We start from the raw sequence: 12,680 nt of genomic DNA, 5'->3' as shown, positions 1-12,680 counted from the left end.
TATTATTAAGTTATCGCATATTGGAGGGAAAAATAATGTCTTATGAAACAGCAAAAACAATAAAATCAGTTATAGATGATATAAGTTCAAATAAATACTTATTACCATCTATACAAAGAGAGTTCGTATGGAACACATCACAAATAGAAAAGTTATTTGATAGTCTTATGAGAGATTATCCAATAAACTCTTTTTTATTCTGGGAGGTAAAAAAGGAAGGTGTGCAAAATTATAAGTTTTATGAGTTTCTAAGAGAATACCATGAGATAAAATCGCATAACCAAATAGCAAACACTATAGGGAAAGAAGAAGTTATTGCTATATTAGATGGATAACAGAGATTAACATCTTTATATATAGGATTAACAGGTACATATGCTTATAAATTACCGAGAAAAAGATATGATAATCCTAATGCATATCCGAAAAGAAGGCTTTATATAAATTTATTATCAAAATCAAATGATGGAGATAAAGAATATGATTTTAGATTTTTAACTGATGAAGAATCTATAGTATGTAATGAAAAAAACTATTGGTTTTTAGTTAAAGACATACTTAGTTTTGAGCAACCATATGATGTTAATAAGTTTTTGTTTTCGAAAAAAGAATTAACTGATAATGATGCACAACTAGCAAGTGAAATATTATTTAAGCTAAGAGATGTAATCTGCGAAAAGTCTACTATATCATATTATTTAGAAAAGAATCAAGATCTAGATAGAGTATTAGACATATTCATAAGAATAAATTCTGGAGGAACAAAATTAAGTTACTCAGATTTATTATTATCAATAGCTACTGCACAATGGAGTAGTTTAAATGCAAGAGAATCTATAATAGAAGTTACTGATAAAGTAAATTCTATTGGAAATGGATTTAATATAGATAAAGACTTTATACTAAAATCAGCATTAGTTTTAGCAGATATAAAAGATATAGCATTTAAGGTTAAAAACTTCAACAAAGAGAATATGGAAATTATAGAAAATAAATGGAATGAAATTACAAATTCTATTGTTTTAGCATTTCAATTAATCAGTAGCTTTGGATATGATAGAGATAACCTAACATCAAATAATGCAGTAATACCAATAGCATATTATTTATATGTAAATAGACTAGATAGTAAATTTATTGATTCAAAAAACTTTAAAGATGATAGGAATAATATAAAAATTTGGTTAGTTAAAGCTCTAATAAAAAGAGTATTTAGTGGTGAAGTAGATAATGTATTAAGACTTCTAAGAAAAATTATAAAAGAAAATAGTGGTCAGTTTCCTATAGAACAGCTAATAGATGGGTTTAGAGGAACAAATAAAACTATTATATTTACAGATGAAGATATTGAGAATTTAGTATATTCTAGATATGGTAGTGGTCATACATTCTCTATTTTACAAGTTCTTTATCCATATTTTGATTTTAAAAATAAATTCCATGTAGACCATATACATCCTAAATCATTATTTACTAATAGAAGATTAAGTAACATTGGAGTAAATGAGGAAGATATTGAGTTTTATAAAGAAAATGTAAATAATCTAGGAAATCTACAACTTTTAGCAGGTCAAACTAACATAGAAAAAAATGATAAAGAGTTCAGTATTTGGATTAATGAAATGTTTGAAAATGATCAAAGTAGAAATGACTATATAACAAAACACTATATACCTAATGTTGATTTAAATATATTAAACTTCAAGGAGTTTATAGAAAAAAGAAATGACATTTTAAAGAATGAGTTATCCAAAAGATTAAAATAATAAACAAAATTAAAAGGCAGGAACAACAAATGACATTAGAGAATGCGCAAATCATTTTATGTGATTTTGGATACGACAACATAGATAAACTAATACAAAAATCACTACAAACAGCATTTAAAGAAGAAGGATATATATTCTCAGTATTTTCACTACTAGAAGGTCATATATCATTAAACAAACTAAACATAGAAGAGTATAGAGAAAATGGACTGGATATATTTATATATTCTCCAGAAAAAAAAGTAATAACTTTAGAAAATGTTAAAGACTATGATGCAATAAATAAAATAATAGATAACATGGACTTAAGTGAAATGTTAAACTACTCAGATGAACTATACAAACATAAGATAAAAAAAGATATTAAACACATGATATCTTCATATATAATATCAAATGACATAATAAAAAGTGAAATAGTAGACTACATATCAGATAATATATAGATAAGGAGGAACGAATCGTTCCTCCTTACTTTTTATCTTCTATTACACTTATTATATCTGTTCCTACCAATGAATCTCCTCTAAAACGTTCTTCAATTAATAATTTCACCTTATCTCCAACTTTTAAATTATTCTTTTCTAAGCTTTTATATAAATCAGACTTTTCGATTGGCTCCTCTTTATAAACTCTTTCCCTACCTTCACTATCAGTATATTCAATTTCTAAGTCCCATTCTTCATAATCGTATATTTTTTTCTTTTCCTTTACTTTTTTCGTTGTTCCATCTTCTTGCTTAACCTTTTTAGTAACTTCTTTTGTTTCCCATTTACCCTCTTCATACTCCATTTCAGTAATAATACCTGTTGTTTCAAAGTTTTTAGAAGTAGACTTTACAAAAAATATAGAATATATGAAGTACACAGGAATAGCTATAATTACTATAGCTACAGCAATAACTACTAATGTATAAATTTTTTTCCCCATAATATATCCTTCCTTTAAACAATAATATATAATAGTCTAACAAAATAAGACATTTAAATCAATAAATCATTAAACTATCTACATTTTTATTGTATAATCATAAAAAATAAGCTATTGGAGGATATTATGAATTTAAAAGAAAAAATAAATAGCTTTCCAAAAACACCAGGTATATATCTTATGAAAGATAAAAACAACAACATAATATATGTAGGAAAATCAAAAAAGCTTCAAGATAGAATAAAAAGCTACTTTACAAATTCTAAAAATCACTCAAGAAAGATACAAAGAATGGTAAAGGGAATACATGATATAGAAATAATAAAGACAGATACAGAACTAGATGCACTATTACTAGAATGTGAGTATATAAAGAAAATAAAGCCAATGTACAATACTCTAATGAAAAACCATGAAAATTACTCATATATAAAAATAGATACAAATAAAGACTACCCATACCTTGAAGTAGCTAAAGAAATAGATGATAATAGCATATACTTTGGTCCATATACAAAGTTAAGTAACCTAGAGAAAATAAAAGAAATACTAAACGAAAACTATAAACTAAGAAGATGCAAAAAAATGAATAAGTGTATAAACTATGACTTAAATAAATGTATAGGACCTTGTAGAGAAAAAATATCTAAAGATGAATATGATAAAATAATAAAATTAGTAATAAGTGATTTAAAAGGTGAGAGCGATAATATACTTAGCATACTAAAAGATAATTTGAATAAAGAAATAGAGAGTCTTAACTTTGAAAAAGCATCTAAGATAAAAGACGATATGGATAAGATAAAAAGCTTAATTAATAAGCAAAAAGTAATAAATAGTAGTATAGACAAAAATATAAAAATTGCATTAAATGAAGTTAGTGAGGACACTTATAAAATGTATATTATCTACAGAGGAAAAATAATAAAGTCAGAGATAGTTAAAAAAGATGTAATTGATAAAATTGACAAAGAAAAATATATAAAAGAGAATGTAGATGAAAAAAACTATATAAATGATGATATTAATGAGTGTGTAGATAAGTATGATTTAGATTTTATGAATATAATTTATAATTACATAAAATAGTTCGGATTTTAATTTAATTTTTGAAATATAATATAAAAATATATATTAAAATATCAAAATATAACTAAAGTTCTATTTAAAATACAAACTTTTAAATAAAAATATTGATAAAAATTCAGTTATGATGTATAATTAATTCAAAATATAGATATATTATTCGTATAATATGGTGATATGGTCCATATGTTTCTACGAGCTCGCCGTAAATGAGTTTGCTATGAATAGCTACACATACTTATAGACTAGATTTGTAAGATATATGTTCTATTCAATTAGAATATATATCTTTTTTTAAAATTAAAATCTAGGAGGAAAGTATGATAGCACAAAAACAACAAAGTAAGGCATCTTTATCTTTTTTAGATAAAATATTTAAATACACTGAACGTGGATCAAATGCAAAAACTGAAGTAATAGGTGGAGTTACAACATTTTTAACTATGGCCTATATAGTATTTGTAAATCCTGCAATATTATCTGATGCAGGTATGGACAAATCAGCACTTATAACTGTAACAATACTTGCTACAGCCATTGGAACATTAATATTTGCATTTTTAGCTAATGCACCTTTTGCACTTGCACCAGGTATGGGACTTAATGCATTTTTTACATACTCACTTGTTATTGGTGAGGGAACTCATTGGACACAAGCTCTAGGAGTTGTATTTATATCTGGAACAATATTTTTAATTTTAGCAGTAACTGGGGTTAGAAAATATATTGCAGATGCAATACCAAAAGAGCTTAGTATAGCATCAGCTGCAGGTATTGGATTGTTTTTATCATTTGTAGGACTTAAAGGTATGGGAGTAATAGTTGGTAATCCTGATACATTAGTTGCTTTAGCTGATTTTACACCAACAGTTTTAATAGCTTTATTTGGACTTGTTTTAATGGGAATATTTGAAGTTAAAAAAGTTAAAGGTGGAATTTTAATAAGTATTATTGTAACAACTGTTTTATCTATAGTATTAGGATATGTAGAACTTCCTACATCTATAATTTCAGCTCCTCCAAGTATAGCGCCAGTTGCTTTTAAGCTTGATATATTAGGGGCACTTAAATTTTCATTAATAGGACCAATATTTTCATTTATGTTTATAGATATGTTTGATTCTTTAGCATTTTTAATAAGTTGTTGTAAGCAAATGGGACTTGAAGATAAGGATGGTAACATAAAAGGTTTATCAAGAATGTTATATGCAGATGTTACTTCTACTTTAATAGGTTCTATGCTTGGAACAAGTACTGTTACTACTTTTGGAGAATCAGCAGCAGGAATAGCAGCTGGTGCTAGAACAGGTCTTGCATCAGTAGTTACAGCTTCATTATTTTTAGTAACATTATTATTTACACCACTTTTAGGTGTAGTACCATCTTATGCTGCATCTCCAGCACTTGTAATGGTAGGAGTATTTATGTTTTCAAGTATTAGACAAGTTGACTTTAATGATAGCAAGATTGCTGTTAGTGCATTTGTTACAGTTTTATTAATGCCACTTACTTATAGCATTAGTATAGGATTATGTTTTGGATTTATTTCATACATTATAATGCATGTTGTTTCTAAGGAAACTGAAAAGATTAGTGTAACTCTTTGGATAATAGGAGCATTATCTGTATTAAATTTAATGCTTAGTTAATATAATTAAATAAAATTAAAAGAGCTTCTTAAAATTTTAAATATTTTAAGAAGCTCTTTTATTATATAATAATTATTTGACTAAAGTAGATTTTAATGTGTATATTATATAAGTATTAAAATTAGAATTAATAGCTTTAGGATAAGCTAAATAAAAGATAGTATATAGACTAGGAGAAATATAATGAATGGAACAACACATAAGTGTGGTGGAGTAGCGCTAGCAACTCTTACGGTGGTAGCACTAGGGGGATTTAAAAATATATCAATAGAACAAGGTGTAATGTTAGTTACAGGAGCATCTTTTGGAGCATTACTACCAGATATAGACCATAAAGGTAGTGAGGTAGGTAAAAAATTAAAGCCAATATCTAAATTTGTAGCAAAGCATACAGAACACAGAGGATTTACACATACCTTAGTAGCAGCACTTATAGTAGCTATACTTTCCCTTGGTGGCATATATATACTTAAAAATTTCTACACTAAAGACATAACATCAAGAGTAGCAATAGGAATAATTAGTGGTTTTTTAATATGGATAGCATTAGATACAGCACTAAACTCAATGAGACCTAAATTTGTACATAACAAAAAAATAAAAAAGTTATTAGATTTAGAATATCCATCTTTAATAGTGTTAATAGCTTTATGTACAATATTTTCTAATATGATTTATAATAGTTTAGACATATTTGCTTGGGGAGTAACTGTTGGATATATTAGTCATCTTCTTTTAGATATGCTAAACCCAACAGGTGTACCAATACTTTACCCATACAGCAAACATAGAATAAGTATGGCAAATATTAAAACTGGTAAGCACGAAGGGATAGTAAGTGCAATTTGTAATATTATAACAATATTTTGTTTAATTATATTGTTTACTTAAAGTTTAATATAATATATAGATTGTTATTTAAAAATATATAAAAGGTCTATGCCTAATTTATTGGGGTAGACCTTTTATATCGTATTAAAGAATGCAATGTATGATATAATACAAAATAGTAAAAGGTAGTTAGGGGTGAATTCGTGATACTAGATAAAATAAATTCAAATGCAAAAAAAATAACTAATATAACTAGATGGAGTAGAGGACAAGAATACTATGAAATAGGAAATGTATACAACCTAAATATATTTATAGAAGGTAAATATATATGCATACATTCAATAGTAGAAGGATCTAAGGCATATATAGACTATAAAAATGAATTAGCTTTAAATCTAGAAAACTTAGCCCTTGAAGATACCTCTTGCACATGTGATGATTATATTAAAAATAAAAAGCCTGATGGTCATCCATATATGTGTAAACACTTAGTAGCAACATTTTTAGAAGCTATTTATGATATAAAACAATCAAAAGAAGAGTTTCCACTTGAAACTTTACATGAAAATATAAAAAGTATAGAAACAATAGATATAATAGAAAAGAAAACTCCACAAGATATGATACTTGAAAGTATAGAGACTGAAGAAAAAATAAATCTAGAGGTATTAATAGATACATCTACAAATCAACAATATGCAAAAGTTGAATTTAAGATAGGAAAAAACAAGATGTATGTTTTAAAAAGCCTAAGTGATTTTACAGAAGCTAGAAAATTTGGAAGTAGCATAATTTATGGAAAAGACTTTAAATATGAGCCTAAAAAACATACTTTTTCATCACAAGATGAGGCAATAGCTTCATATATAGATGAAATGGTAACTATAAACGAACAATTTAAAGTATTACAAAAAGATAAAGATCAAATAGAATTAGTAGAGGGAAAAATTTTAAATATAATTGGAGATTCTTTAAAAAGATTTTTAACTACTTTAGGAAATAAAAGAATTAAGATAAAAATAGACGACATAATATATGAACCTAATATACTTTATAAAGACTTACCAATATCTTTTAATATAGAAGATAAAAATGATAAATTAGTTATAAGTAGTGATGAAAATATGCCAATTCCTTTAAATGAAAAGGCAGATGTATTTTTCTACAATGGAGATATATACCTACCTTCAATAAATCAATATAGTTCATATAAGCACTTTTATAAGCATTTAAAAGAAGATAATAGTATAAAATTTGATAAATCAAAAGCACAAGAAGTTATAACTAAAGTAATACCAAAGTTAGAACAAGCTAGTTTAAATGTATCAATTGATGAAAACATAAGTAAAAAGATAAGAAAAGATTTAAATACTAAGATTTACTTAGATAGAAAAAAAGATTTAATAATTCTTGATTTAAAATTTATATATGGTAATGAAAAAGAAAATAAAGATTACTATATAATAAGAGATGTTAACAAAGAAAATAATATAAAAGAAGTTTTAAATAATTTAAAATTTGAAGAAGAAACTGATAATAAGTTTGTATTTATAGGAAGTGAACTTGATTTATATATATTATTAAGCGATAAAATAAGAGAACTAAAAGAAATTGGTGAAGTTTATTATTCTGATAAATTTAAATATAATATAATAAATCCAAATATAAATGCAAGTATAAATGAAAATAATGATAGAAAGTACTTAGAAATTAACTTTAATATTGAAAATGTCGATGAAAAAGAGTATAAAAAAATATTAAAAGCATTTAAGGAAAAGAAAAGATTTTACAAGTTAAAAAATGATACTATAATAGATTTAAAAGATGATAAAGCACAAGAATTTTTTAAACTATTAGATACATTAGTTGGTGATTTAAGTAAAGATATAAGTAGTAGTAAGTTAAAGATAAATAATAACAAAGCTATATATTTAAATGAACTTTTAAAAAATGATGAATTAGAATTTATAAGCGGAAAAGAGTATTTAAAATCAATATCAGATAAAATAAATACTATTGATAGTATAGATATTAAAGTACCTAAAAATCTAAATGCAATATTAAGAGATTACCAAATAGATGGGTATAAGTGGCTTAACACTTTAAATCATTATGAATTTGGTGGTATACTTGCTGATGAAATGGGACTTGGTAAAACTATACAGACAATATCTTTTTTACTTTCAAAGGAAAATAAAAAAAGTCTAATAATAACTCCAACTTCCCTAGTGCATAACTGGAAGGATGAAATAGAAAACTTTGCTCCAAGTATGAAAGTACTAATTATGCATGGAGATAAAAATCAAAGAATTAAATTATTTAAGGAAATTAGTGAAGTAGATGTAGTACTTACTACATATTCAACTCTTAGAAATGATTTTGAGTATTATGAAAAAATGTATTTTGATTATTTAGTAATAGATGAAGCTCAAAATATAAAAAATCCATTTGCTAAAAATACAGAATGTGTTAAAAATATAAATGCAGGAGTTAAATTTGCTTTAACTGGAACACCTATTGAAAATAATTTAATAGAACTTTGGTCTATATTTGATTTTTTAATGCCAGGATATTTATTCAATAGAAGGTCTTTTGAAGAAAAATTTATAAAAGGTAATAATAAAAATATAGATGAACTTAAGAAAATGATAAATCCATTTATATTAAGAAGACTTAAAAAAGATGTTTTAGAAGAATTGCCAGAAAAAATTGAGAAGAAGTTCTTCGTTGAAATGAACAAACCTCAGAAAAAAGCATACACAGCACTTGTAAATGACATAAACAAAAAAAGGGAAAATGAAGAGTTCAAACAAGATAAAATAACCATATTTTCATATTTAACAAAGCTTAGACAGCTTTGTCTAGACCCATCTATACTAATAGAAGACTATAGTGGTGGAAGTTCTAAAATTGATGTTTGTTTAGAATTAATAAAAGAAAATATAAATGAAGGGCATAAAATATTACTATTTTCTCAGTTTACATCAGTACTTAAAAATCTAGGAGATAGATTAGATAAAGAGAATATAAATTATTCTTATTTAGATGGTTCAACTAGTGCAAACAAGAGAATAAGCCTTGTTAATGAGTTTAATGAAGGTGATAAGGATAAAGTATTTTTAATATCACTAAAAGCAGGAGGAACAGGTCTTAACTTAACAAGTGCAGATATTGTTATACATTTTGACCCTTGGTGGAATCCAGCTATTGAAGACCAAGCAACTGATAGAGCACATAGATTTGGTCAAAAAAATGTTGTAGAAGTCATAAAGCTTATAGCTAAAGGAACTATTGAGGAAAAGATTATAAAGCTTCAAGATGATAAAAAAGATTTAATTGAAAATATTATAAGTGGTGATATGAATAACTCTTCATTATTATCTAGTTTATGTGAAGAGGATATTAATGAACTATTTAGTTTATAGATAATACATTAAAGGAGGAACGAATTGTTCCTCCTTATTTAGTATGCTTAGTATTAAGGTATTGAAAAAGTTTGCACATAACAATATAATAAAGACATAAAAAGAGTCTATAAAATGTAAAAAGGATGTGTCACATTGAACAATACATTATCATTAGAAAAAATAATAAACATAGAATCATTCCAAAAAATACAAGATGATATAGCACAAGCTACAGGAATAGCTATAATAATGGTTAATTACGAGGGAAAGGCAATAACAAATCATAGTAATTGTACTAAATTTTGTTCTATGATTAGAAAAATAGATAGATATTCAGCCATTTGTGAAAAATGTGATTCAAGAGGTGGACTAGAATCTGTAAGAATGAAAAATTCATATATATATATATGCCATAAAGGTTTAGTAGACTTTGCTGCACCAATAATAGTTAAAGATCAATACTTAGGTGCTGTTATGGCTGGTCAAGTTCTACTTGAAGATAATGAAAATATCGAATTAGAAGAAATTGTACGGGTAAATAAAGACTTTGATAATTTAGGTGAAGATTTAAAAAAAGAGCTAGAAAAAGAATATAAAAACTTACCTGTTGTTAGTATTACGAAGATAAAAGCCATAGCACAAATGATGTTTCATATTAGTAACTATATAGTGGAAGAAGCAATTCTTAAAATGTCATTAAATGAAGCTAGTCATAAATTAAAAGAAGAAAATAAGAAAAACCAATTAGAAGAAGTGAATATAGAAATAGAAGAAGAAAACATAGATGAAAATGTTAATTTAAAGATTAACGAAGAAAATGAAATTAAGTCACCTATAATACAAGCTATTGAATATATTGATAATAATATAAATGAAAATATAACTTTGGATAAGATATCACTTGTTTGCAATTTAAGCCAATGTTACTTTAGTAAGTTATTTAAAAAAGAAACTGGATTAAATTTTATAAACTACTTAAATTCTAAAAAAATATCTAAAGCAAAAGAATTACTAGTAAGTACAGATGAGCCAATTAATAACATAGCAATAAATCTTGGATTTGAAGATTGTGGTTATTTTATAAGAGTATTTAAAAAGTCAGAAAACATTACCCCAAAAAAATATAGAGATTTACATATTAAAAATAGTTCTATTTAAATATAGGACTATTTTTTTATTTAAAAATACATAAAAGACAAAATAATCTTATTTAAATACGTATAAATTGATAAAAAAATCACATATAAAGGCAAAATATTGTAATGGAATAAATATAAAAATAAGTTAAAATTATAACAAGTGAAACCGAGAAAACGATTTAACTAAGGGAGATGAGAATATGAAGTCAAAAAGATTTGAAGTTTTAGCTAAGCGCCCAGTAAATCAAGATGGTCTTATTGGAGAGTGGGCAGATGAAGGATTAATAGCAATGGGTAGCCCAAATGATCCAAAGCCTTCTATAAAGATAGAAAATGGTAAGGTAGTTGAGTTAGATAGTAAAAAAAGAGAAGATTTTGATATGATAGATAGATTTATAGCAGACTACGCTATAAATTTAGAAAAAGCAGAAGAATACATGAATTTAGATTCAGTTGAAATAGCTAAAAAATTAGTAGATATAAATGTTTCAAGAGAGGAAATAGTTGATATAAGTACAGCTATAACACCTGCTAAGATTGTTGAAGTTGTATCTCATATGAATGTTGTTGAGATGATGATGGCACTTCAAAAGACTAGAGCAAGAAAAACTCCGTCAAATCAATGCCATGTAACTAACCTAAAAGACAATCCAGTTCAAATAGCAGCAGATGCAGCAGAAGCAGCAAAAAGAGGATTTTCAGAACAAGAAACTACTGTTGCAATAGTTAGATATGCACCTTTTAATGCATTAGCTATACTTGTAGGTTCTCAAGTTGGCCGTGGAGGGATATTAACTCAATGTTCTGTTGAAGAAGCTACAGAACTTGACTTAGGAATGAGAGGTCTTACAAGTTATGCTGAAACAGTTTCAGTATATGGAACAGAGTCAGTATTTACAGATGGAGATGATACACCTTGGTCAAAAGCATTTTTAGCATCTGCTTATGCTTCGAGAGGATTAAAAATGAGATATACATCAGGTACTGGATCAGAAGCATTAATGGGATATGCAGAAGGTAAATCAATGCTTTATTTAGAAGCAAGATGTATATATATAACTAAAGGTGCTGGAGTTCAAGGACTTCAAAATGGAGCTGTTAGTTGTATAGGTATGACAGGAGCTGTTCCATCAGGAATAAGAGCTGTACTTGCAGAAAATCTAATTGCATCTATGTTAGATATAGAAGTAGCATCTGCAAATGATCAAACATTCTCACATTCTGATATAAGAAGAACTGCGAGAACTTTAATGCAAATGCTTCCAGGAACGGACTTTATATTCTCAGGATATAGTGCAGTTCCAAACTATGATAATATGTTCGCTGGATCAAACTTCGATGCAGAAGATTTTGATGATTATAATATACTTCAAAGAGATTTAATGGTAGATGGTGGACTTAGACCAGTAAGTGAAGAGGAAATAATAGCTATCAGAAATAAAGCAGCAAAAGCTATACAAGCAGTATTTAAGGAATTAGGATTCCCTGATGTAACTGATGAAGAGGTAGAAGCTGCAACTTATGCACATGGAAGTAAAGATATGCCAGAAAGAAACATAGTTGAAGATTTAAAAGCAGCAGAAGAAATGTTAAAAAATAAAATAACTGGACTTGATATAGTTAAAGCGTTAAGTAAACATGGATTTGATGATGTTGCAAATAATGTATTAAACATGCTTAAGCAAAGAGTTACAGGAGATTATTTACAAACATCAGCTATATTAGATGAAAACTTTGATGTTATAAGTGCCGTTAATGACATTAATGACTATAAAGGTCCTGGAACAGGATATAGATTAAGTGAAGAAAGATGGAATGAAATAAAGAATATACCTAATGTAATAAAACCAGAAGATATAGATTAAG

At 26.4% G+C, this 12,680-nt stretch carries 9 protein-coding genes, 1 pseudogene and 1 riboswitch; of the genes and pseudogenes, 9 read left to right on the top strand and 1 reads right to left on the bottom strand.

The window, feature by feature from the left end; all coding sequences use genetic code 11:
* Positions 1–35: 35 nt before the first annotated feature.
* From ABHC41_RS00220 to ABHC41_RS00210, 3 genes and pseudogenes are all read left to right on the top strand, one after another.
* Positions 36–782 (top strand): annotated as a pseudogene (locus ABHC41_RS00220) (DUF262 domain-containing protein); the annotation flags it as partial.
* A gap of 192 nt (positions 783–974) precedes the next feature.
* The gene (locus tag ABHC41_RS00215) at positions 975–1,766 is read left to right on the top strand and encodes a DUF1524 domain-containing protein (protein ID WP_271892071.1); all 792 of its coding nucleotides are present in this window, start codon (positions 975–977) and stop codon (positions 1,764–1,766) included.
* Between the two features lie 29 nt (positions 1,767–1,795).
* On the top strand, positions 1,796–2,215 hold the full coding sequence (locus tag ABHC41_RS00210) for a hypothetical protein (RefSeq protein WP_271891840.1): 420 nt from the start codon (positions 1,796–1,798) through the stop codon (positions 2,213–2,215).
* Between the two features lie 25 nt (positions 2,216–2,240).
* Here the strand turns inward: ABHC41_RS00210 and ABHC41_RS00205 are convergent, their stop codons facing one another.
* A complete protein-coding gene (locus ABHC41_RS00205) occupies positions 2,241–2,699 on the bottom strand; it encodes a hypothetical protein (RefSeq protein WP_271891839.1) in 459 nt (152 codons plus the stop codon).
* A gap of 126 nt (positions 2,700–2,825) precedes the next feature.
* Between ABHC41_RS00205 and ABHC41_RS00200 the strand changes: the two genes are divergently transcribed.
* From ABHC41_RS00200 to ABHC41_RS00175, 6 genes are all read left to right on the top strand, one after another.
* Positions 2,826–3,788 (top strand): GIY-YIG nuclease family protein, encoded by a 963-nt coding sequence (locus ABHC41_RS00200; protein WP_271891838.1) that lies wholly within the window; start codon positions 2,826–2,828, stop codon positions 3,786–3,788.
* A 137-nt stretch (positions 3,789–3,925) separates the two neighbouring features.
* A riboswitch (purine riboswitch) is annotated at positions 3,926–4,026 on the top strand.
* A gap of 79 nt (positions 4,027–4,105) precedes the next feature.
* The gene (locus ABHC41_RS00195; RefSeq protein ID WP_271891836.1) at positions 4,106–5,434 is read left to right on the top strand and encodes an NCS2 family permease; all 1,329 of its coding nucleotides are present in this window, start codon (positions 4,106–4,108) and stop codon (positions 5,432–5,434) included.
* A gap of 183 nt (positions 5,435–5,617) precedes the next feature.
* On the top strand, positions 5,618–6,325 hold the full coding sequence (locus ABHC41_RS00190) for a metal-dependent hydrolase (protein WP_271891834.1): 708 nt from the start codon (positions 5,618–5,620) through the stop codon (positions 6,323–6,325).
* 143 nt (positions 6,326–6,468) lie between these two features.
* On the top strand, positions 6,469–9,693 hold the full coding sequence (locus tag ABHC41_RS00185; RefSeq protein WP_271891833.1) for a DEAD/DEAH box helicase: 3,225 nt from the start codon (positions 6,469–6,471) through the stop codon (positions 9,691–9,693).
* 135 nt (positions 9,694–9,828) lie between these two features.
* A complete protein-coding gene (locus ABHC41_RS00180) occupies positions 9,829–10,833 on the top strand; it encodes a PocR ligand-binding domain-containing protein (RefSeq protein ID WP_166505225.1) in 1,005 nt (334 codons plus the stop codon).
* A gap of 181 nt (positions 10,834–11,014) precedes the next feature.
* The gene (locus ABHC41_RS00175; RefSeq protein ID WP_166505226.1) at positions 11,015–12,679 is read left to right on the top strand and encodes a propanediol/glycerol family dehydratase large subunit; all 1,665 of its coding nucleotides are present in this window, start codon (positions 11,015–11,017) and stop codon (positions 12,677–12,679) included.
* Position 12,680: the final 1 nt, after the last annotated feature.

Source organism: Romboutsia sp. 1001216sp1 (assembly GCF_039841805.1).
In the GTDB taxonomy this organism is placed as follows: Bacteria; Bacillota; Clostridia; order Peptostreptococcales; family Peptostreptococcaceae; genus Romboutsia_C; species Romboutsia_C hominis.
This window is presented reverse-complemented; position numbering and strand designations above follow the sequence as displayed.